Origin of the sequence: Psychrobacter sp. TB67 (assembly GCF_000511065.1) — a bacterium.
GTDB classification, from domain to species: Bacteria; Pseudomonadota; Gammaproteobacteria; order Pseudomonadales; family Moraxellaceae; genus Psychrobacter; species Psychrobacter okhotskensis.
Genome location: NZ_AYYA01000067.1, coordinates 1 through 23,131 on the forward strand (window position 1 = coordinate 1; position 23,131 = coordinate 23,131).

Consider the following 23,131-nt stretch of genomic DNA (forward strand, 5'->3'; position numbering starts at 1 on the left):
ATACGACCACGAGTCTCAGCAGTTAAACGCTGCCGATAAGGCTTGGCTTTACGTCTGAGACACTGCCATAACCTGCCGCCCTTACGCTTGTTTGTCCATATATAGCGATAAATGCTCATATGACTGAGTCCACCATGAACACCTGCTATTTGCTGGGGACTCCAGTTCTCTTTAAGCTTGTCTGTGACCCAGTCCCATACGTCAGCGATGATGCTGAGCGCATTGTTTGATCGTCTTGCACAAGCTTTCTTATGAGCGTTATTGACTCGATAACCGCGCAGGCTTTTATTGCGTCTGATTTCTCTTAATATGGTACTGGGACTTCTGTTTAACGCCCGCGCTATAAAATTAATACTATGTTCTGCCCCTATAAGGGCATAAATCTGGTATCGTTCCCCTAGGCTTAGATGCGTATAGTTCATGGTTGCAATCTCACTTTGGTCGGTGGATAAAGACTTTGATGCTAGCGCATCTAGGTCTTTTTTTCACCTCACATTTGGTATTGCACTTCATGTGTTAATCTAAGTACCAAATAAAAATGATAAAAACAAAAAAGAATTATAAATAGTTTTATGGGGCATTATCAACAATGGCTGCTTAAGCAAAAGCGATTGATAAAAGACTGTAAGCAACTGATTATATGCGTTATAATGGCCGCTGTTAGATGTAAGTCAGTATTTATTACTATTAGTAAGCATTTTGCTTGAGTGGCAGATTCGATCGACTTAACCATCAGTCACACTGCCATTCCCTCTATATTAATAGATGTAGTAGTATTAGCGCTGGTTTAGTGTAATCACCTTACAAAAACAAGAGGCGCGGCTTGCTTTTATGAGCAAAAAGCCGTAAAATCTTGCCTTTAATTTTTCCCTGTCGTGTTCGTCGTAAAAGCGTTGGTATAATATCATCCACGGCACACGGGTTAAACGGAGTCAGACAATGTACGCAGTAATCAAAACTGGTGGTAAACAGCACCGTGTAGTCGTCGATGAGCTTTTAAAAGTTGAATTACTAAAAGCAGAAAAAGGCGAAACAATCAAATTTGAAGATGTGTTGATGGTTGTTGACGGTGAAACTGTCAAAATCGGTCAGCCTATCGTTGAAGGTGCTAGCGTAGAAGTAGAAGTGGTTGAACATGGTCGCGGCGAAAAAATCCGTATCATCAAGCACAACCGTCGTAAGCATTATCACAAAGAGCAAGGTCACCGCCAATGGTACACCTTGTTAAAAATCAAAGCGATTAATGCCTAATTATCCACTTAGCAATTACTGCTAAATAGCGCACTAAATGCTTAAGAGTTGTCGCATTAGCGATAAGTCACATTAACAAGGAGATTTTCTCATGGCACATAAAAAAGCTGCCGGTTCAAGCCGTAACGGTCGTGATTCAAACCCAAAAATGCTCGGCGTAAAAATCTTTGGCGGTCAAGCCATCGTTGCCGGTAACATCATCGTTCGTCAACGTGGTACAGAATTCCACGCAGGCGAAGGCGTTGGCATGGGTCGTGACCATACTTTATTTGCACTGAATGACGGTGTGGTAAAGTTTGCGACCAAAGGTAAATTCAACCGTCGTTATGTTATGGTTGAAAGCGCATAATTGCCCATCTAGGTTGTTTTATTCTTTTCGAGTAAAACAATCTGATGACTAAAAAATCCTCTATTACCGTTTGGTAGTAGAGGATTTTTTATGTCTGTAAGCCAGAGCAAGTCTAAGCTTGTGAACCAATCGACCCTATAAGGTTTTATATAAATATCTTGATATAGTGTGTAACAGAGGTGGTTACAAGCGCGTATGGCAGGCGTAGTAATGATTGCAAATCATGACTAGGCGCGTAATGAAAAAACTGGCACACTGTGCGCATTGCTTAATAAGGCTGGTTTTATCTAGGCTATTAAACAGTATTGAAAACAAAAATTTTAATAACAACATTTATTTTTTAGCGATTACGCATTTTGAGAGAGGATTAATAATGACTTTACTAAATAAACAAACCACGAGCCTAAAACAAAAAATGAGGAGCGGTGCTTTAGCAGGTGTGTTGATGACCTCACTTGGTGTCGCAGCGCCGATGATGGCACTCACACAATCAGCGACGGCTGCCCCTGCGGATAACTTGACGGCTGCTAAGCGTTTAAATACACTGTTAGCCAATACCAAGAGTATGACGGCTAACTTTAGCCAAACAACCAAAGGCGCTAATAGTGGCACGTTTTCTGGCTCTATGAGTGTGCAGCGTCCAAACAACTTTCGCTGGGAAACAAAGTCACCTTCACAGCAGCTAATCATTGCTAATGGCAGATCGATGTGGGTTTATGACAAAGATTTAGAGCAAGCGACTAAGCAAAACGTCGATAGCCAAGTGGGTAATACCCCAGCACTCTTATTATCAGGTGATCCAAGCAAAATCGATAAAAACTTTAAAATCACCCAGCCGTATGATAATAAAAACTACTATGTGCTTTATCCAAAGTCGGATAGTGCCAGCTTTAAGAGTTTATCAATGAGCTTTAGTGGTGGTAAGCCAGTCATGATGGTGCTAAATGATACCTTAGGTCAAACGACCTCTATCAAGTTTAGTGGCATCAAACTGAACCCGAGCATCAGCAGCAGCCAGTTTAAATTTACCCCGCCAAAGGGCGTTGATATTATTAACCAATAATTAACAATCAGTACTGTTAATCTAACTGTAGTGATTTAGAAAAACTGGTTTAAAAATTTGCTTCAAAAAAAGGACAAGCCTATTAGGTTTGTCCTTTTTTATGGTCTTAAAAATAGTATACAGTTCTCATTGCAAGCTGTTTAAGAGCGTACTTTGAGGCTAAGAGAGCGCTTTAATGGCTGCCATATCTGGCATCGGTGGTAACTCATCTAAATGATTCAATCCAAAGGCATCTAAGAATTGTGGCGTGGTATGTAGCAATGCTGGTCGACCCAAGGTTTCCTTATAACCCTTCTCTTCAATCCAGCCTTTATCGAACAGCTGACGCAATATATTACTCGATAGCGTGACACCGCGCACGTGCTCGATGTCACTGCGGGTCACTGGCTGCTTATAAGCAATCACACTCAGTGTCTCAAGTAAGGCTTGGCTAAGGCGCTCTTGACGCTGCGGGAATACACGCTGAATCAAGCCACTGTAGCTATCCGCAATTTGTAGGCGATAACCACTGGCCGTCTCATGCAAGCTTAGTACACCCGTATCCAAGCGCTGCTGTAATAATGCCAAAGCTTGTTTGAGATCTTTGCTAGACACAGACAAGTGCTTCTTTAAATCATGAGCGGTGAGTGGTGCTTCGGATGCATGCAGCAGCACTTCAATATGTTTGCTCATCTCTGCTAAATGTAGATGCTGCGTATCTGTCATTTTACATATTCTCTATTAAAAACCATTAAGCCAACCACTGTAACGTTAATGACCCTAGGTGGCTGTCTTCAGCAGATTCATTACCAGTAGCAGTATCGTTAGGGTGACTCTCTAAATCAGCGTTTATAACACCAACTAGCTGGCGTTTCATCAGCTCGAGCACGGCAACGAAGCTAACCACCACACCTATCTTGCCTTGAGTTTTATCTAATAGCCCATAAAACGAGCGCGCGCCATTCATACTTAATTGACGGCTAATACTGGCGATACGGTCAGCAAGAGGAACGGCATCGACTTTAATGGTATGCATCTGATAGTCGGGCTGTAACTGCATTTTAAATAAGCTATCAATCAACAGATTTGGCGAGTAATTGGGCAGCTCGGCATTCATAATATCTTGACTGGGCATACTAGCCATCGCCAAAAACACATCGCGTTCAAGACGCACAAGACTGTCCAAACGCTGACTGGCGGCTTTGATTTGGGCGTATTCCTCAAGGCGCTCAATCAGTTCAGCCTTTGGATCGCGCTCATCGGTAGGGGTTTCTGGCTTTGGTAACAAAAGCTCCGTTTTGATTGCAATTAATGTCGACGCCATTAGAAGATAGTCACCGGCCAATTCAAAATGCTCGGTGTCCAACTCACTAATATAAGCCAAATACTGCTCAGTGATGGGCAATATTGGCATTTGGGTCAGATCAACGTTATTTTTTTTGACTAAATATAACAAAAAATCTAAGGGCCCAGCAAATTGCTCGAGCCAAATGGCAAATGCTTGCGGCGGCACATAGAGATCTTCTGGCAGATGCTGCACTGGCGTTTGATAGATACGCAGTGACATATCATGAATTTCTACGCTAGACTCAATTAATCGTTCACTCTGCATGTCGGTAGTCTAGTATCGTAATCAATGATAATTTATTTAAGTTTAGCAAGCGGACGGATACCAATCGCACGGCGCGTTTTATCCAACTGTTTTTGGCTGTGACGACGGGCTTTAGCAGCGCCCATTTGCAAGATTTCCTCCAACTCTTTTGGATTAGCCATCAGTTCTTCATAGCGTGCGCGGAATGGCGCAATTTCATCGTTGATTTTATCAAACAGCGCTTGCTTGGCATCACCCCAACCTATACCTGCAGCGAATTGCGTACGCATATCAGCAATTTCTGCAGGTGTGGCAAAGGCTTTATAAATCTCAAAAATAGCAGAATCGTCAGGATCTTTTGGCTCTTCTGGCAATTGTGAGTTGGTCACAATTTTCATGATCGCTTTATGCATCTGCTTTTCAGCGCTAACTTGTGGATTTAGCTCACCAAATAGCGGAATAGTATTGCCATAGCTCTTACTCATCTTACGTCCATCAAGACCCGTCAATAGCGGCATCTCATCATCGACCACCGCAGAGGGTAGCGTAAATAGCGGCTTATATTTATGATTAAAAGTACCCGCAATATCACGCGCCATTTCAATATGTTGAATTTGATCACGTCCTACTGGTACGTGAGTAGCATTAAACATTAAGATATCCGCAGCCATTAATACCGGATAGCCAAACAGACCCATCGTGATACCTTGGTCGGGATCAACATCTTCTTTATTCATGTTGGCATCTACCGATGCTTTGTAAGCATGAGCACGATTCATTAAACCCTTGGCACATGAACAATTTAAAACCCAAGCCAATTCTGGTATTTCGGGAACATCTGATTGACGATAAAAGGTCACACGCTCAGGGTCAAGACCGCAGGCAATCCAAGTTGCAGCAATCGCTTTAGTAGACTCATGAATAATAGCAGGGTCATGGCATTTAATAATGCCATGATAATCGGCTAAAAAGAAAAAAGCTTCATCATTACTGTTCTGAATAGATTGAATCGCTGGGCGAATGGCGCCTACATAGTTGCCTAAGTGTGGAATGCCTGAAGTGGTAATGCCAGTTAAAATGCGTTTGGCTTGTGTCGAGTTATCAGAGATTTGGCTGTCAGAAGTTTGATTATCAGAAGTGCGGTTATTATTCATGGAAAATCCGTTATTTATTTATAAAGGTTTTATTTATCGAATTATTATAATTGCGTGGTTATTGAAACGCTATTTATGTGGTTATTTATGTATTGATGACAAGATAAAATATTAGCTGCAAAGTATAGCAAATTTTCCCAGCAATTTTCTTAAGAATAGGAGTCTACTTATAAATACCAGTCCGACCATCAGGCCCATTTTTGAAGCGGCGATGGAACCACATCCACTGAGTCGGATCAATACGAATCAACCCTTCTAAGATTTCATTGACACGGCTAGCATCACCAACCTCGTCGTTACTGGGATAATGATCTAATGCTGGGGTAATGGTTAAATGATAATGCGGGCGTTTGCCACTCGGCAGATTATCAGGCGTCTGCCGATAGGTATGCAATGCCATGACCGCAGGTGGCTTGTCTTTGCTACCTAGCTTTGCCATGCGTCTTGAAGCGGTGATAGTCGCTGCTGGCACACCAAAAAATGGTGCCATTACTCCTTGCTTAAGACCATAATCTTGGTCAGGAGAGTACCAGATAACATGTCCGGCTTTGATAGAGTTGACCAAACTGCGCATGTCTCGACTAGAAATCTGTGTACCGAATATATTGGTGCGGCCATTATAAATAAACCAATCAAGTAATGGATTATTCTGCGTGCGATACATACAGTCTACAGGGAAAAATTGTGCACAAAGTAAGCCGCCCAAATCGAGCATGGTATAGTGAGCGCCTAGTAGAATGACTGGACGACCTTCGTTTTGGGCATTAACGAGATGCTGTAATCCAGAGATAGAAACGGTGCGGGTAAAGACATTTGGTCGGAACCATGCACATAAGGTTTCGAACACACCAATACCTTGGTTGACAAAGACTTGCTTAGCCATCAGCTCACGTTCGACTTCTGGCTTCTCTGGAAAGGCCAGCCTTAAGTTAATCAGCGTATCACGTCGCCGCGATCCTGCTACTTTATAGGTTAAAATACCTACTTTACGCCCAAGCCAAAACTGCCAACGTAGTGGCAGATAAATCATCGGTAGAAAAATAACCAGTAGTAGCCAAATCGCCCAATATTTAGGCAATAAAAACTGCCATTGAAAAGGCTTTTTATCTGCTTGTGCCGTACGTTTATGGGTTTGAGTAATCGTTGGCGTGCCGATAGGAATAGCGGGTGACTTCGCTGCTTTCCCATGCTGCGCGGCAGTTGGCGCTGGCATATCGGTCTTTGATGACTTGCTTGGATCGTATTGTTCGGGCGCTTTCATAATATCCTTCTGCGCTATAAATAACGGCGTATCATAAATAGATAGGTAATATGATGGGGTAGCGTTAGGCGCTTTGCAAGCAACATTTTCGCAAAGTGCGGCAATAAGAGCGGTGTGCAACGCAACCGCTTACGCCATACATCGCTTGTCAATAAAGAGATGAGTGGGCATAAAAAAACCCCATAAGCTGTGACCAGCTTATGGGGTTTTGCAAATCTATTCTTTTGCTTAATACGGTTAAATCGACTCTGAGAAAAAGACGATAACCACAAAAAGCAAAGAAGTAGTTTTGATTAACGTTTCGAGAATTGTGGACGTTTACGTGCTTTACGTAGGCCCAATTTCTTACGTTCAACTTGACGTGAATCACGAGTCACAAAACCAGCTGCTTTTAGAGCAGGTTTGTTGGCTTCGTCAAGCTCGATCAATGCACGCGTGATGCCGTGGCGAATAGCGCCCGCTTGACCACTGATACCGCCGCCTTTAACCGTAATGAAAAGATCATAAGCAGTAGGTGAGTCAAGTAATTCTAGAGGCTGACGAACAACCATGCGTGAGGTTTCGCGGCTGAAATATTCATCAAGTGGCTTGCCGTTAACAACAATGCTACCAGTACCTTTAGCTAAAAAGACACGAGCAGTAGAAGTTTTGCGGCGACCAGTTCCGTAATTGCGTTCCATAAGTGTATCCTTAGATGTCTAGTGCTTTAGGTTGCTGTGCTTCATGTGGATGTTCAGTACCCGCATATAGTTTCAGCTTCTTGATCATCGCATAGCCAAGAGGACCTTTTGGAAGCATACCCTTAACCGCTTTGTGTAGAACATCTTCAGGCTTATGTGCAAGCAGTTTACTGAAGTTGGTTTCTTTGATACCACCTGGATAGCCACTGTGACGATAGTATTTTTTATCTTGCGCTTTTTTACCCGTTACCGTGATTTTGTCAGCATTGATGACAACAATAAAGTCACCAGTGTCAACGTGCGGCGTAAAAGACGGCTTATGCTTGCCACGTAAGCGAGTAGCGATTTGAGTGGCTAAGCGACCAAGGGTTTTGCCGTCAGCATCTACGACATACCAGTCATGGGTCACTTCAGCTGGTTTTGCACTAAGTGTTTTCATGATAAAACCTTAAAATTAGAATTCGTTGAGAGTTTAGCTGGGAACGGGGCTCTCAAAAAACAGACTGCACATTATAAGCAGTAGCGCCTACGCTTGCAAGCTGCATTGGGGTTTATTTTCGCCTTATATACATTAAACTGCAGCGTTGGCCAGTTTTTTAGCGGTTCTAAACATTTGTAACGTTTGTTAATCGTTTTTATTAACCAAACAATTATGACGATGATAGCTGATAAAGTCCAGCGACAACTTGTCCCACTTTGGTTTGTTTGAGGCAATCAAAGCTGATTGGCGCTTGTATCATTGATGTTTCATTGAATATATTCGCTAGCTGATTCAATTGTGCTGCTAAGTCTTTATCGGCCTCTAAATAAATAAGGGTCGTGGGGCTAATGAGCGACTGGCTGATAAGCGTCGTTAAAATCGGCTGCCACAAATCTTCAGCATAGGGCGGATCGATAAAGACAATATCAAAAGGGCGCGAGACAAGGTGACTTTGCATCAATACTTGCTCTGCGGTGCCATTGATAATCTGATAGGTATCAGCGTCGAGGCGCAACTGCTCAGCGCTTTGCTGCAGCATGTCGCTTTGTGCTCGATTCATCTCGATAAAGGTGCAGTGTGCCGCACCACGAGACAGTGCCTCAAAGCCTAAGACGCCACTACCGGCACAGCTGTCGAGCACGTATGCACCATGAATATCAGCAAGTAACCAATTAAATAGGGTCTCCCGCAGGCGATCAGGGGTCGGACGTAAACCTTCGGCATCGATGAAGCTGACGCTGCGCCGTTTAAACTGTCCACCGATAATACGTACCTGACCGGCAGCCGACGATTTTGCTTGATGAGACGTTTTACGCTTAGTGCTATGCGATGTTGCTAATTTTTTCATGGTCACCGTTCTTATTCTTTATGGGTCTTTATTCGCTCGCTGTCGTGGGTGCTGCTTGCGCGGCTGCCTGCTCTGCTAACGCTGCTTCTTTGTCGCGCAGGGCATCACGCATGACTTTTTCAAAGGCTTTTTGACGTTTGATGACTTTTAGTTGGTCAGCTGTTGGTGGCAAGATAGGATCATTTTTGCGTTGTAATACCCAATAGTCAAATAGCGCGCGACCAATAGGTGCTGCCACGGCACTACCGCCGCCACCGTTTTCGACCAACACGGCAAGGGCGATTTGTGGGTCTTCTACTGGCGCAAAACCGTTGAACCACGCATGATCCCAGTGGCGCTTGTCTATCGCAGACTTATCATAACGTTTGCCTTGAGCGATGGATTTTACCTGTGCCGTACCAGTCTTACCCGCGATACGATAGCGCGGCGTATAGATACCACGTCCCGTGCCACCTTTCACCACACTTTCCATCGCATCATGCATGCGTAGCCAATCAGAGGGTTTGCCGTTATAGTCGATTTTGCCATCGGGTTTGGTGATGACCTTGACCTCTGCTGCCCCATCGCTGCTTTTCAGCAGATGCGGGGTAATGTGATAGCCCTTGTTGGCAGTCATCGCTGTCGCATTGGCGATCTGTAGCGGCGTGGCTAAGAAATACCCTTGACCGATGCTGACTGAGATCGTCTCACCCGGTAGCCAGCCTTTATCGTACGTGTCTTTTTTCCATTTTGGCGATGGCATAATGCCTGACTTTTCATTGGGCAGGTCAATGCCAGTCTCCTCGCCAAAGCCAAAACGTACCATCCAATCATGCAGACGCTGAATGCCCATCTCATAGGCCAGCTTATAATAGTAGGTATCAACCGACATCACGATAGACTTTTTGAGATCGACTGTGCCGTGACCACCACGTTTCCAATCGCGAAAACGGTGGGTATCTCCGGGCAGACTGAAATAACCAGGATCATAAATAGTGGTGTCCCAATCACGCAGACCGTAATGAATCCCGCCCAAACCTTCAAAAGGCTTGATAGTAGAGCCGGGCGGGTAAGTGCCCTGTAATGCCCGATTATATAGTGGCTGATCCAGATCGTCCCGTAGTGAGCCATAGTCTCTAAACGAGATGCCAGAGATAAAAGGGTTGGGGTCATAGCTTGGATTACTGACAAAGGCCAGTACGTCACCGTTTTGCGGGTCTATCGCCACAATAGCGCCGCGACGACCATCGAGCTGCTGCTGAGCGACGGTTTGTAAACCGTAATCTAAGCTCAGGGTAATATCATTACCTGCAATCGGCGGTTTGGTGTCTAGTTGGCGAATAATATTGCCGTGAGCGTCTGTCTCTACCGATTGGTAGCCCGGTTGTCCAAGTAAAATATCTTCATAAAAATCTTCAATACCGATTTTGCCAATGAGATCCGTGCCCGCATAGCGATCTTTGTCAATGCGCTTGCTTTCTTTGTCGTTGATACGGCCGACGTAACCAATGACGTGGGCGAACAGCTCGTCGTAAGGGTATGAGCGTGTCAACTTGCTCTGGATAGTAACACCGCGAAAGAAAGGCTTGCGCTCGCTGAACTGCGCCAATTGTGCTTCGGTTAAATCGATTTTAATGGTCACTGGATCGTTTTTACTTTTGCTCAGACGTGCCAAAATATCCGTGATGTCTTTATCGGTAAGCTCAAAGATGGGCGCGAGCAAATTTAAGGTACGTTCTGGGTTTTCGACCTCATCAGGGCTGAGCATCGCCGTAAATACAGGCTGATTGTCCGCCAGTATCACCCCATTACGATCATAAATATAACCACGGCTTGGCGGTGCAGATATCAGCTTAATGCGATTGTTGTCTGCCTGTGTCGTATATTTATCATGAGCATAGACTTGCAAATAACCATAGCGTAGTAGCAAACCACTCAGACCCAAAAATATTAGTAGCCCAAAGATAATGATCCGGTGCGCAAAAATACGGTTGACCTGTTCGGTGTCGGAAGCTAGCGGTTTATTCATATAAAATCAGTACTCAGGCGGTCGGCGAAACATCAGAAGCGGGATAAAACGGTGGGATAGTCAGTCTAAGCGCGATGAATATAAAGGATAAGATTAATGATTTCAATCAGATACAGTGCTATGCGCAATCATTAACTTGCAATGACTGGTGTGTTGAATTTCGCTGCAAATTAATCACAAATTATAACAGAACAAATGCGAGGGCGCAGTACTCTGCGATTTATTTTATCGTTGGCATCATGAGTGATTGAGATAAATGGGTTTGAGATATTTACGATTATGAGGATGATTCTTTTACGATTACTTTCACAATACCAGTGAGGCAACAGAACTTGTCATCTCTAGTCACAACTTGGCTAGGGTCGACGTGTGCTAATGAATAGCAAGTATGCTAAAATCAGGCGATTTATTTTATATCGTCAATTCTATATAGCATTGACGCGCTGTCAGAGTCGCGCAGGCTATTATAGAGTATTACTTGCATTGATAGGACTTGCACTTATCTGTCTTATATTCAAAAATATTAAATCAATTAAAAATATTTTAAACCAATTAAAGGTACCTTGAACGAATTAACAGGGTCTTGAACCGGTTGGTTATTAGTAGTTATTTTGGGGGAACGTCTTTTGAGCGTTCTTAATTTGCTAAGCATATTTTATTAGCAACGACAATCATCATGTCAGGGACAACCAAAGTCATGGACGCAACTTCATTGTGGCAAACGATAGCTGAGCACCCAGAGTTTTTTGCCATGCTAACCATCCCACCCGTGACGGCATTCGTCACTTGGATACACGTGTGGATGGCGCTCAAAATGCTGTTTTATCCTGTTAAGTTTTGGGGTATTCGTATTCCGAACTTTCCGTTTTTTGGCCTACCGGGTATCGGCTGGCAAGGTATCGTGCCGCGAAAAGCGGGCAAGATATCTGGGGTAATTGTAGATCAAACGCTCTCTAAGCTCGGTTCGCTTGATGAGTTTTTTAAGGCGATGGAGCCGGATCAAATGGCAGTTTTTATCACTGATACCGTGGATAAAAACCTTGAGCCACTGATTGATGAGATTATGCTCGACCATTCGCCAGCCCTCTGGGGCAACTTGCCCTATGCCTTAAAGCGTCGCGTCTACGCCCAAGCACACAAAGAGTTGCCCAGTATCATGCAGTCGCTGGTGACGGATTTGACTTATCATGTCGAAGACTTGGTCGATATGCGTAAAATGATTGTTAATACCATGGAAAACGATCGGCGCTTAATGGTCGATATGTTTTTGAAGGTAGGCCAAAAAGAGATTAACTTTATTTGGCATATCAGTGCGCTGATTGGATTGGTTTTCGGTATTGTGCAAATGTTCATTTTTTTGGTGGTGCCGCAGCATTGGACCGTACCTTTCTTTGCCGCTATTTGGGGGTTTCTCACCAACTGGATCGCCATTTGGATGGTGTTTAATCCAATAGAGCCGCACTTTATACCGTATGTGAAGTTTTTTGCGCTACAAAGTCGCTTCCCGTTCATTAGGCCGCAGCTGCCGCATATTGGCCAGTATCGTTTTCAGGGCGGCTTTATGAAGCGTCAAGAAGAAGTCTCTGAGGTTTTCGCTGAGATTGTGGTAAAAGATTTGGTGACGCTTGAGAACATCATGAATGAGATGATGTATGGTGACCGTGCTGCACAAACGCGTGAGCTCATGAAGTCGCACTTATATAAGGTGTTAGAATCGCCGGTCATTAGTACGACGTTAAGAGTAGGGCTGGGTCGCCGTGAGTATGGGCAGTTAAAAAATACTATTATTGATAAATCCATCGTCGCGACCATGGTGCCACTACGTGATCCTGAGTTGAATGAAAGCCGTGCCAGTAAGATATTTGGGCTGTTCCGAGATCGTATTCGCGCATTATCGCCAAATGAGTTTCAGAACTTATTACGTCCGGCGTTTCGGGAAGATGAGATGACGCTTATCGTCTTGGGTGGACTGACTGGGTTTTTGGCAGGTTGGTTGCATCTGGTGTTGGTGTTTTTCCCAGCGATGCAGTAGGGCAGTAGGGCAGTAAGTAACTTTTTTTACAGACTTAATAAAAGCACAACCAGTGTAAGACAGCTTCTTTGTATTAATAAATCGTATTAGTACATCACGATAATAGTAGCGGGTTTTATGGGCTTCTATAGCGATTAAAACCTCTGTTTGTAACCGTAAACTATGACCGCATTAAGGACTATATAGCGTTCGCCAGTGGCTAATAAATGCCATCGGCGACTCTTAGATAGTATCCAAGGTAAACAAGGTTAGACCATATGTTAATCACAGAATTGGGTTATTTTGCCTTGCTGGCCGCCTTTATATTGGCGATTTTGCAAGTGGTGTTGCCAACTATTGGCATCATGCGTGATCACGTTGCTTGGCAGCGTTTGGCACCAAGTTTGGCATGGGCACAGTTTGCTGCCATGATTACCTCATTTGGCGCTTTGATGGCCGGCTTTTATTACAATGACTTTAGCTTGGTCTACGTCACCCAGCATTCTAATACCTTGTTGCCTTGGTACTATAAGCTATCAGCAACGTGGGGCGGGCATGAAGGTTCGTTATTGTTATGGATGACCATCATGGCCACTTGGTGTGCCTTGGTGTCATATTTTAGCCGTGGTCTGCCGCTGTCGATGCGTGCGCGGGTATTGGTGATATTGGCTGGCGTACAGATGATGATGCTGGCGATGTTAATCTTTACCTCGTCGCCGTTTGATCGTACTTTGCCAAACCTGCCTGTCGATGGCGCGGATCTGAACCCTGTTCTACAAGATTTCGGTCTGATTATTCATCCGCCGATGCTATATATGGGCTATGTGGGCATGGTCGTGCCGTTTGCGTTTTGTATGGCAGCATTATGGGAAGGGCGCTTGGATGCCGTTTGGACGCGTTGGTCGCGTCCATGGGCACTCGCTGCTTGGGGTTTCTTAACCATTGGTATCGCGCTGGGTTCTTGGTGGGCCTATTACGAGCTTGGCTGGGGCGGTTGGTGGTTTTGGGATCCAGTAGAGAACGCGTCACTGATGCCATGGCTTGCCGGTTTGGCATTACTACATTCGTTGGCAGTGACTGAAAAGCGTGGTGTCTTTAAGGCATGGACGATTATGCTGGCGATTTTTGCCTTTGCGCTGAGCTTACTTGGCACGTTCCTAGTACGCTCTGGCGTTATCACTTCGGTGCATTCGTTCGCCGCTGATCCAACTCGTGGCTTAGTCATCTTAGCTATCTTAGGGGTTATTATTGGTGGCGGCCTGTTGATGTTCGCAGTGCGCGGTTGGCGTTTGACGGTCGAGAGTCAGTACCAGCTTATCTCGCGTGAGTCATTCTTAGTCATCAATAACGTCATTATTCTGATTGCTACCTTAGTGGTCTTGCTGGGTACGCTATATCCTATCATTGCTGATTCCTTTAATTTGGGTCAAGTATCGGTAGGCCCTCCTTACTTTAATGCGCTATTTGTCCCCTTAACGTGGTTGTTATTGATTGCGATGGGTATGGGCTCTAATATCCGCTGGAAAAAAGACAAGCGCCCATTACTTGGCGTTGGTATGGTCATAGCTGTTAGCAGCTTAGTATTGGCAGCGATTATTGCTTACTTTGTCCACCCGTCTTCTATGCTCAATATTGGTGTCACTTTGGCCGTTAGTTTTTGGGTATTGTTCTGGATGGTCGTCGACTTTAAAGACAAAACCAAAAATGCACCGAGCTTTTTTAAAGGCTTGGGTCAATTGCGTTTGAGCTACTGGGGTCAGCAAACGGCACATATTGGTGTGTTGATAGCGGTTATCGGCATCGCCTTCACTAGTAGCCTAAGCATCGAGCGTGATGTGGCATTGGGCGAAAATGATAGCGTGCATGTGCAAGGTTATGACTTTACTGTAAAGGATTTTCATGAAGTCAGAGGCAGTAACTTCGATGGTATGCAAGCGGAAGTGGAGGTGACCAAAGACGGTCGCGCAGTGACTACCTTGTATCCTGAAAAGCGTACTTACGTGGTGAGTATGATGCCGATGACTGAGGCGGCAATTGATGCCAGTCTCATGCGTGATGTCTATGTCGCACTTGGCGAACCAATTGCTGAAGACAGCAACCAATGGGCGGTACGTATCTATGTGAAGCCGTTGATTCGTTGGATATGGCTTGGTGCTATTATCATGGCTCTAGGTGGATTGCTAAGTATGCTAGACAAGCGTTATCGCATCAAAAAGCCTAAGACTGTCAGCCAAAATGCGATGGATTCAGCAGGCTTTGTGACTGTAGCAGATGTGGAAGCACCGGCAGTAAAGATGGGGGACAATTAGTATGAGTACGTCAAACAACACCTCTAACCAAAATGCTAATAAGACCATCAATAAAAAGCAGCTAAAGATATGGTTTCTGATTCCGCTCATCGTTTTTGCAGGCTTTGTGGTTATGCTCTATATGCGTTTGGGCCAGCCGACTGAAATCGTCACCAATACTGCTCTTGAGCGTCCGGTGCCTGCATTTGAGCTGCCGTTATTGTCAGATACCAGTCGTATTATGACCAACGACAATCTGCCTGATCGGCCGTTTTTGATGAATATTTGGGGCTCTTGGTGTCCCACTTGTATTATCGAGCATCCTTTTTTAATGCAGTTAGAAGAGCGCGGCGTCAATTTGGTTGGCGTCAATTACAAAGATGACATCGGGGATGCGCTAGGATATCTTAACCGCGGCGGCGATCCCTTCTCGATGTCTATTCAGGATTTGTCGGGTCAGTTTGCGTTAGATTTAGGTTTGACGGGAGCACCTGAGACTTTCGTGGTCGATGGTGAAGGGGTTATTCGTCAGCATATTATCGGTGAGATTAATGAGAGTAATTGGCAAAGTCGTATCACGCCTTGTCTCATGGTACTCAACGAAGCCAATAAACGCAATGTCAGTCCCGACCCCAATCAGGTCAAGGAGGCGTGCAAATGATAACGATGCCTATAATGACTATGAAGACAATGACTATGCCGACAAAGCACATGAAAACTCTGACCACAGCATTGGCTAGCTTCATATTTGCGTGTTTGCTAAGTATAAGCCTTGGTATAACTATAAACATGGGCATAAGTATGAGCGCTTATGCCGCCATCGATGTTTACGACTTTGACTCTATACAACAAGAAGCTCAGTATCGAGGTCTCATTGAAGAGTTTCGTTGTCCAAAATGCCAAAATCAAAACCTTGCAGGTTCTGATGCGCCTATTGCCCAAGATTTAAAGCAAAAAACCTACAATATGGTCAAAGATGGTCGGAGTGATACCGAGATTCGCAGTTATATGCAGGAGCGTTATGGCGACTTCATCAGTTATAAACCGCCTGTCCGTCCCTCAACGTGGATACTATGGTTTTTTCCACCATTATTACTCGTGCTTTTAATAGTTGGTTGGTTTTGGCGAAGCAAGCGCCATCAGCGTGTTGCTAGTGGTCAAAGCGGCGTGACGGTAAATAATGGCGCTGCTGCATTGACGGTAGCAGAACAAGCTGAACTTGATCGCCTGTTATCACGTGCTGATAGCAAAGATAGCGTCAACAGAACAGATCATGACATCACCAGCATCGAGGACAAAAAATGAACCTATTTTCTACTGTTGGCTTATTTATTGCCCTAAGCTTACTTATCGCTTTAGTTCTTGGTTTTATCACCATAATGCCGTGGTTAAGAGCCTCACGCGCAACAGATAAGCCCGTGGACAATCAGCTACTCGATATTAATATCGCTGTCTTTCGCGCTCGTCTAGCAGAGCTAAAAACTGATAAGGATGCTGGCACGATTGATGATAGTCATTATCAATCCCAAAAGCTTGAGCTTGAACGTCAGCTTTTAGATGCGCAGCGCGTAGTGACGCCGATGATTGCGCCCGGTATCAAAAGCCGGTTAATCATTGTAGTCTGGGTGCCAGTGTTGGCAGCGATGGCGTATCTGATGGTCGGTGATCGCACGCCTGTATTTGAGCTGTGGGCGGCCGAGGATAAAGTCGGTCAAGTTGCTGATGATTTATTGGCAGGTAGGATTGACCAGCCGCCAGCTTGGGCCATCGAAGATGGTCAACAGTTGATTAGCGCTATGCAGACCAACGTCTATCGCCATGCTGATGATTATAATCGCTGGATGCGCTTGTCCGAGCTGTTCTTATCACTAGAAGCGACAGATTCTGCACTAGAGGCTTTGTCGCGTGCCTATCGCTTAGCGCCCGATAATGAAGAGATTGCGACGACCTATGCGCAGATTAGCTTTTTTGCTAATAAAGGGCAATTAGATGCTAATAGCCGCCGCGTTCTAGAAGGAGTGCTGGCCAAAAATCCACAGCATGAAGGCGCGCAAATGCTCATGGCAATGGGTGAGGCACGCAGTAGTAACTTTGATCAAGCACAAGGCTGGATTACGCGTCTGCGCGCTAGCATTTCAGCAAAGCCAGGGGATCATACGCAAGCGCTGGCCAGCTTGGATGAGCTGAGTGCCAATGTGAGCGCTCAGCAACAACAAGCGTCTGAAGGTATTGACGTTACAATAACCATCAATACTAGCTTGTTACCGTTGGTCAAAGCCGATGATGTCTTGTTTGTAGCGATACGCGATGTCAAAGGTGGTCCGCCGTTTGCTGCTAAGCGTTTGCCAATTAGCGTGATTAAGCAAGGTGAGGTTAATATCAGTCTAAGCGATCTCGATGCCATGATGCCGACACGGACACTAAAATCTGCCCGTGCGGACAAGGTACAGCTGGCCGTCATTGCCCGTATTAGTCACAGCGGTAATGCAGTCGCCGAGTCCGGCGATTTATCAGGTAATCCTGTGGTGATTAGCGCTGAGCAAAATCAGGTCAATGTCGACATTAATCAACAGGTTCCTTAATCTTTATTTCTATGTTTTTTACTTTTGATACCAGCGCTGTTGCCCATCCGAGCAGCGCGCAATAGCATTATTTGAACAGCTAAGTCATGGCAACTTATCGCTGTAATACTGAAAATACTTGAGCTTTGTAAAGCCACAAGGTAAGGTAGCTTTGCAATCAACCAATCCCTGAGTTTTATTTGTCCCAAAATCCCAATTATTAAGGAGAATCGTGTAATGATGCGTATTATTTTGCTAGGTCCACCAGGCGCCGGTAAAGGTACCCAAGCCCAGTTTATCTCTAAAGAATATGATATTCCGCAGATCTCAACGGGTGATATGCTGCGTGCAGCAATCAAAGAAGGTAGTGAGCTTGGCAAACAAGCCAAAGACATTATGAATGCTGGTGGTTTGGTTTCTGACGATCTCATCATTAACCTAGTGAAAGAACGTATCGCTAAGCCTGATTGTGTCAATGGTTGTATTTTTGACGGTTTCCCGCGTACGATTCCACAGGCGCAAGCGCTTGCTGATGCAGACGTCGCGATTGATCATGTGATCGAAATCAGTGTCCCTGATGACGAAATCGTCAAGCGCCTATCTGGTCGCCGCCAACATCCAGGCTCAGGTCGCGTCTATCATGTCGATCACAATCCACCAAAGGTCGAGGGTATCGACGACGTGACTGGCGAAGCGCTTATCCAGCGTGAAGATGACAAAGAGTCGACCATTCGTGATCGCTTAGCGACGTATCATGAGCAGACATCAGCGCTCGTTGGTTTCTATCAAGACAAAGCCAGCAAAGGCGCTGATGCGCCTAAGTATGATAAGTTTGATGGTACTCAAGGCATTGATGATGTGAAGCAGCAGATTTTGTCTGCGCTAAAAGGCTAAAATATCCTCGATATGTAGTCTATTTATATAAAAGAGACCTCGACTTTGAATAGTCGGGGTTTTTTTATTTGAAAGTCATAGCTTTTAGTCAATATTTGCGTAGCGCGAGATAAAATAACCAGTGTATAGTTAAATATAAATCGTCAAGCTATTGTTAATGGAACAGATGTGACATGGATAAACCAACACTAAATATCATATTTCATCCTGATCTCATAAAGCCATCCTTTGCATCTGAAGTCTTTTTAATATTAAAAGAGACCGTAATTTGGAATAAGCAAATGACTTCTAGGTATACAGAAAGCTTTGGTCTTTCTTATCATTATTCAGGAATGAGTTATGATGAGAAAAAAATGCCAAAGATTATTCAAGAGATAGCTTTGATCATAGCAGGGGTAGTTGGTTATTTACCGAATAATTGCTTAGTAAATTATTACCTAGATGGTAGTAGCAAGATGGGCTTTCATTCAGACGATACGAGTCAGTTAGCTGATGGAACAGGTGTCGCTATTTTGTCGTTGGGGGTGGCTCGAGATATGCTCTTTAAGCACAAATATTTTGAAAATATTACGGAGTCTTTTCATCTTACGAATGGAACGTTAATATATATGAATGATAGTATTCAAAAAGAGTGGTTACACTCGATTCCTAAAAGTGACACTCAGTCCGGCAGAATCAGTCTTACCTTTAGAAAATTAATAAAGTGATGACTAAAAACTAATTATATCTTAAACATAAAAAAGCCGCTTACTCATTATAAGTAAACGACTTTTAGATACTGCTATATCAATACGTCATCAAGCTAAAACTTATGCGTTACCTTCAGCATCGATTTGCGCTTGCTGTTGGCTTTGCGCATAGGCTTGATCAAAGTTAACAGGCGCTAGCAATAACTGTGGGAAGCTACCACGGGTAACGATGTCACTGATGACTTCACGAGCATACGGGAACAAAACGTTCGGGCAATAAGCACCTAGGATTTGACCGATTTGATCTTCTGGAATGTCTTTTAGCAAGAAAATACCCGCTTGATGCACCTCAGCGATAAATGCCGCTTCTTCTGCATTTTTTGCAGTAACGCTAACGGTCAAAATCACTTGATAATGATCGTCGTCTAGCTTTTCAGCATTGCTTGATAGATTGATATCAAGCTCAGGGTTCCACTCTTTGGTGAATACGCCTGCGCCTGGTACTTCAAGTGACATGTCTTTGACATAGATGCGCTCTAGTGCCAATTGTGGTTGTGCTTGTTCTTCAGCCATGATAATTCCTCTAAAAGTTAATCAAATGAGTGGGCAAACAATAATTGTAATATAAATCGAGACTATGTTTCGAAGTTATTTTGAAGTTATTTCGATATGATCTCGATGTTTTTTACCAATATTTTTTATTTGCCATTGTCTCTCTTTATGCACGTTATACATGCGGTATTTGCACCTGCGATTCTGACACAGGTGGTTTTCACCAACGTAAAGATAGCACAGGTAAAGAGAGACCGTCAGCAAAGTTAGCAGATTAACCTGCTAATAGCTCGTCAAGTTTGCCCTGTTGATTCATTTGATTCAGCTCATCAAACCCACCGACGAAAGTGTCACCGACGAAAATCTGTGGCACAGTGCGGTAGTTATTGGTTTTTTTCATTAGCGCTTGGCGTTCTTCGCTGCTGATGTCATGCATGCCGACTTCTTCGTAATCAACGCCTTTAGATTTTAGTAGTTGTTTGGCGTTTGAGCAGTAAGGGCAGATAGGGGTGGTATAAACTTTAACAGATACAGTCATGGTAAATCCTTATTTATTGGTTTTTGGCGACAGTTTTATTATAAACACTCATGTTATAAAAAATATTATAATCCGTCACCAACGAGTAAATGGCAAATGTAATTGCGTATGCTCATTATAAAGTGGGGATGGGTAGGATAAATTCAAGCCAATCCAGTCCAAAAGCTGTGACAGTAGCATAAATGCCACACAAAAAAAGACACCCAATAAAGAAGTGTCTTTTTTCGAATTTTGCGCTACTAGCAGTGAGAACGAGCGCGTAGGCTAAACAAGCTATTTAATTCAGTAATTTTAAGCAAGTTATGCAAACTACTTATGCAAGCTCGGTTTTGCCTTGCCTTTATTTTTAGACTTGGCATCTTTTACACCGACCAATGGCATGCCAGCACTTTGCCAACCGCCCACACCGCCTTCTAAGCGGTAAACACTGTCTTTGCCAATCATTTGGATGGCTGCGCCTGCTTGCACGCCCATATCGCAAATGATGATGACTGGCTGCTCAATTGCACGAATCTCTTCGATGCGGTCTTTGAGGTCAGTAAAAGGTATGTTGCGGCTGCCTTGGATATAACCGGTCTCAAACTTCTTTTTGGCGCGAATATCGATAAGCTGCGCGTTTTGCGAGTTCACCATCATCCCAAGGCTATTGGGCGATATTTTCTTACCGCTACGTTTGTTTTCGATGGCAAAGAACAGTACGGCAAGTACGGCCAATATGCCAAATAAAAACGGGTGGTTGCCCACAAATTCTAGCGCACGATCCAAAACATACCTCCAAAAATAAGTGTTCTATTAAGCTGAGAAGACAGCCTAACGATTGCGAACAAGGCGCTATTATACCGATAAGGCCATCTATAGTAAACGTGTGATGCTCAACCTAGGGTTCAGCGCTTAATAAGACAATGTATGAGTAAGACAATGCTTAATAAGGCTTAGTGTCCGCTTCTTCTCTTAACGTGACCAAGTTCTCAACGCGGCGCTGTAATACCACGCCATCAGCGACCGCTTGCCATAACGCGCAGCCTTTGCTGTTGTGAGTGTGCCGACAATCACGGAACTGGCAATCACCTGCCAGTGGCGCAAGCTCCACAAAGCCTGAAATGATATCATCTGGCGTCAAATGCCAAATGCCATATTCGCGAATACCTGGGGTATCAACGATTCCGCCTTGGGTTAAATCTTCGGGCTGGAAGGGTAACAAGCGGCTCGTAGTGGTGGTATGTTGACCAAGCTTTGAGTTCTCCGAGATGATATTGACGATTTGCCCAGAGGCTGGTAATAGCGCATTGATTAAGCTGCTTTTACCGACACCAGACTGACCCGCAAAAATCACCAATTTTTTATCGATGTAGCGCTTTAGCTCATCTAACCCTTCTTGCTCATCGCTATCAGCAATATTTTCTGGGCAGTCAACAGAGGTCAATACACTTTCATAACCAAGCGCCGCATATTGCGCCAATAATTCACTAGTATCGACGCCGTTTTCTTGCGCCAGTAAATCAGCTTTATTAAGGACGAGTAGAGGTCTTACACCCGCATGATGACAAACGACCAAATAGCGATCAATGAGGGTCGGTGCAGCAGCAGGTAGCGGCGCAAATACAATGGCGAGAATATCGACATTGGCAGCGACGGGTTTGAGCTTATGATAACGGTCAGGACGCGAAACCAGCGAGGTGCGCGGTTTGACGGATTCGATACGTCCAAAGCCAGTGTTAGGGTCGGCGTTCCAGCGTACTTGGTCACCAGCGGCCAACATCGGCAAGTTGGTACGTACGTGACAACGCCAAATATCGCCTAGCCCCAGCTCCTGCCAAAACGGCTCAGGGTCGTCAGGCGCAACCTCCGGCTGCACTGGAATGACAGCGGGCAAGCTGGTCACTTGTACTTCTAATTGCTTACCATAATGCGCCATGACCACGCCATCCATCAAACTGTCATCGATGCTGTCTTGACTGTCCAGCTGTTGTTTGTCGATGCGACGAATCTGTTGTTTAGTCAGCTTGCGTTGCCGGATTAATGCCATGGGAGTGTGACCTATTAAAAAAATATTGCTAAGTGTAGCGTGAAAATTTGCTAACATACAGCCTAAAGCGCTTGCGCCAGACAGTGGTTTTGTAATGTTTGAGTTTTTTTAGGCGTTACGAGCTAATAGGCGCATCGCCATGTCATTTGCACATTGCCAGCTATTGATGATTTATTTAAGTAACATTGCTACAAAATTGTCTCAGCTGCAAAACTGTCTCAAACTTTATTGACCATAGGATATTTTATGACTACCGGCGACCATCCCAATAAAATCAAAATCAAAAATCAAGGTAAAAAAGGGTTGGTATGGATTGACCTAGAAATGACCGGACTTGATACCATCAACGATGAAATCATCGAGATTGCTACCGTGGTGACGGATGAGGATCTCAATGTCCTTGCCGAAGGGCCTGTGTTTGCGATCAAGGTATCGGATCAAGTGTTAAATAAAATGGATGACTGGAATACCAAGCAACATGGCCAATCAGGCTTGGTTGACCGTGTACGCCGTAGTACCGTGACCTTGGCAGAAGCAGAAGCTGAAACCATTAAGTTCCTTAATAAATGGGTCGATAGTGGTAAGTCGCCCATGTGTGGTAACTCAATCTGCCAAGATCGCCGCTTTATGGCGCGTCAAATGCCAGAGCTTGAGCGATTTTTCCACTATCGCAACCTGGATGTCTCATCGATTAAAGAGCTGTGCTTTCGCTGGCGTCCTGATATTCTCAGAAATTTTGAAAAAGGTGGCAGTCATTTAGCCTTAGACGATATTCGCGATTCTATCCGTGAGCTAAAACATTATCGTCAGCATTTCTTTAAACTCATGCCTTAGGATAATGGTGAGCAGAATAACGGTTCGCAGAATGTGAAATGTGAAAAGCTATAAAAAAGGGTCTGTTACTTATG

The 23,131-nt window shown here is 44.4% G+C and carries 24 protein-coding genes; 11 read left to right on the top strand and 13 right to left on the bottom strand.

Features of this window, described 5'->3' with window-relative positions; translation table 11 throughout:
* A partial coding sequence (locus W293_RS0112710; RefSeq protein WP_025652747.1) for a helix-turn-helix domain-containing protein occupies positions 1-422 on the bottom strand: 422 nt, incomplete at its 3' end.
* 517 nt (positions 423-939) lie between these two features.
* On the opposite strand from W293_RS0112710, the gene rplU reads away from it, so the two are divergent.
* From rplU to lolA, 3 genes are all read left to right on the top strand, one after another.
* Positions 940-1,251: a 50S ribosomal protein L21 gene (rplU, locus tag W293_RS0112715; RefSeq protein ID WP_025652795.1), complete on the top strand. Its 312-nt coding sequence runs from the start codon at positions 940-942 to the stop codon at positions 1,249-1,251.
* A gap of 91 nt (positions 1,252-1,342) precedes the next feature.
* Entirely contained in the window at positions 1,343-1,600 is a 258-nt protein-coding gene (rpmA, locus tag W293_RS0112720) for a 50S ribosomal protein L27 (RefSeq protein ID WP_010199200.1), read from the top strand.
* 373 nt (positions 1,601-1,973) lie between these two features.
* Positions 1,974-2,663, top strand: a complete 690-nt coding sequence (lolA, locus tag W293_RS0112725; RefSeq protein WP_025652796.1) for an outer membrane lipoprotein chaperone LolA — start codon at positions 1,974-1,976, stop codon at positions 2,661-2,663.
* Between the two features lie 159 nt (positions 2,664-2,822).
* Here the strand turns inward: lolA and scpB are convergent, their stop codons facing one another.
* From scpB to mrdA, 8 genes are all read right to left on the bottom strand, one after another.
* On the bottom strand, positions 2,823-3,368 hold the full coding sequence (gene scpB, locus W293_RS0112730) for an SMC-Scp complex subunit ScpB (RefSeq protein ID WP_025652797.1): 546 nt from the start codon (positions 3,366-3,368) through the stop codon (positions 2,823-2,825).
* A gap of 25 nt (positions 3,369-3,393) precedes the next feature.
* Positions 3,394-4,254, bottom strand: a complete 861-nt coding sequence (locus W293_RS0112735; protein WP_025652798.1) for a segregation and condensation protein A — start codon at positions 4,252-4,254, stop codon at positions 3,394-3,396.
* A gap of 32 nt (positions 4,255-4,286) precedes the next feature.
* Positions 4,287-5,387 (bottom strand): tryptophan--tRNA ligase, encoded by a 1,101-nt coding sequence (gene trpS, locus W293_RS0112740; RefSeq protein ID WP_025652799.1) that lies wholly within the window; start codon positions 5,385-5,387, stop codon positions 4,287-4,289.
* Between the two features lie 163 nt (positions 5,388-5,550).
* Entirely contained in the window at positions 5,551-6,648 is a 1,098-nt protein-coding gene (locus tag W293_RS0112745; RefSeq protein WP_037026150.1) for a lysophospholipid acyltransferase family protein, read from the bottom strand.
* A 293-nt stretch (positions 6,649-6,941) separates the two neighbouring features.
* The gene (gene rpsI, locus W293_RS0112750; protein ID WP_025652801.1) at positions 6,942-7,328 is read right to left on the bottom strand and encodes a 30S ribosomal protein S9; all 387 of its coding nucleotides are present in this window, start codon (positions 7,326-7,328) and stop codon (positions 6,942-6,944) included.
* A 10-nt stretch (positions 7,329-7,338) separates the two neighbouring features.
* Positions 7,339-7,767, bottom strand: a complete 429-nt coding sequence (gene rplM / locus W293_RS0112755; RefSeq protein WP_010199223.1) for a 50S ribosomal protein L13 — start codon at positions 7,765-7,767, stop codon at positions 7,339-7,341.
* A 211-nt stretch (positions 7,768-7,978) separates the two neighbouring features.
* Positions 7,979-8,656 carry a 16S rRNA (guanine(966)-N(2))-methyltransferase RsmD gene (gene rsmD / locus W293_RS0112760; RefSeq protein WP_025652802.1) on the bottom strand — a complete coding sequence of 226 codons (678 nt, stop codon included), beginning with the start codon at positions 8,654-8,656 and terminating at the stop codon, positions 7,979-7,981.
* Positions 8,657-8,684: 28 nt separating this feature from the next.
* Positions 8,685-10,664, bottom strand: a complete 1,980-nt coding sequence (gene mrdA, locus W293_RS0112765; RefSeq protein WP_025652803.1) for a penicillin-binding protein 2 — start codon at positions 10,662-10,664, stop codon at positions 8,685-8,687.
* Positions 10,665-11,361: 697 nt separating this feature from the next.
* Between mrdA and W293_RS0112770 the strand changes: the two genes are divergently transcribed.
* From W293_RS0112770 to W293_RS0112805, 7 genes are all read left to right on the top strand, one after another.
* Positions 11,362-12,696, top strand: a complete 1,335-nt coding sequence (locus W293_RS0112770) for a membrane protein (protein WP_025652804.1) — start codon at positions 11,362-11,364, stop codon at positions 12,694-12,696.
* A 257-nt stretch (positions 12,697-12,953) separates the two neighbouring features.
* Positions 12,954-14,984 (top strand): heme lyase CcmF/NrfE family subunit, encoded by a 2,031-nt coding sequence (locus tag W293_RS0112775; protein ID WP_025652805.1) that lies wholly within the window; start codon positions 12,954-12,956, stop codon positions 14,982-14,984.
* Between the two features lies 1 nt (position 14,985).
* A complete protein-coding gene (locus W293_RS0112780; protein WP_025652806.1) occupies positions 14,986-15,624 on the top strand; it encodes a DsbE family thiol:disulfide interchange protein in 639 nt (212 codons plus the stop codon).
* A gap of 140 nt (positions 15,625-15,764) precedes the next feature.
* A complete protein-coding gene (locus tag W293_RS0112785) occupies positions 15,765-16,268 on the top strand; it encodes a cytochrome c-type biogenesis protein (protein ID WP_374190022.1) in 504 nt (167 codons plus the stop codon).
* Complete coding sequence (gene ccmI, locus W293_RS0112790; protein WP_025652808.1) at positions 16,265-17,545, top strand: c-type cytochrome biogenesis protein CcmI; 1,281 nt, start codon at positions 16,265-16,267, stop codon at positions 17,543-17,545. Before W293_RS0112785 ends, ccmI begins: the two co-directional genes overlap by 4 nt.
* Positions 17,546-17,761: 216 nt before the next feature.
* The gene (gene adk, locus W293_RS0112800; protein ID WP_025652809.1) at positions 17,762-18,418 is read left to right on the top strand and encodes an adenylate kinase; all 657 of its coding nucleotides are present in this window, start codon (positions 17,762-17,764) and stop codon (positions 18,416-18,418) included.
* Between the two features lie 173 nt (positions 18,419-18,591).
* Complete coding sequence (locus W293_RS0112805) at positions 18,592-19,125, top strand: alpha-ketoglutarate-dependent dioxygenase AlkB (RefSeq protein ID WP_025652810.1); 534 nt, start codon at positions 18,592-18,594, stop codon at positions 19,123-19,125.
* Positions 19,126-19,227: 102 nt separating this feature from the next.
* Here the strand turns inward: W293_RS0112805 and secB are convergent, their stop codons facing one another.
* The 4 genes from secB to rsgA form a co-directional block, all read right to left on the bottom strand.
* Positions 19,228-19,680, bottom strand: a complete 453-nt coding sequence (secB, locus tag W293_RS0112810) for a protein-export chaperone SecB (protein ID WP_025652811.1) — start codon at positions 19,678-19,680, stop codon at positions 19,228-19,230.
* A gap of 253 nt (positions 19,681-19,933) precedes the next feature.
* Entirely contained in the window at positions 19,934-20,197 is a 264-nt protein-coding gene (grxC, locus tag W293_RS0112815; RefSeq protein WP_025652812.1) for a glutaredoxin 3, read from the bottom strand.
* Positions 20,198-20,506: 309 nt separating this feature from the next.
* Entirely contained in the window at positions 20,507-20,962 is a 456-nt protein-coding gene (locus tag W293_RS0112820) for a rhodanese-like domain-containing protein (RefSeq protein ID WP_025652813.1), read from the bottom strand.
* A gap of 157 nt (positions 20,963-21,119) precedes the next feature.
* Positions 21,120-22,223, bottom strand: coding sequence for a ribosome small subunit-dependent GTPase A (gene rsgA / locus W293_RS0112825; protein WP_025652814.1), 1,104 nt, complete (start codon positions 22,221-22,223; stop codon positions 21,120-21,122).
* 246 nt (positions 22,224-22,469) lie between these two features.
* Between rsgA and orn the strand changes: the two genes are divergently transcribed.
* A complete protein-coding gene (gene orn / locus W293_RS0112830; protein ID WP_025652815.1) occupies positions 22,470-23,057 on the top strand; it encodes an oligoribonuclease in 588 nt (195 codons plus the stop codon).
* Positions 23,058-23,131: the final 74 nt, after the last annotated feature.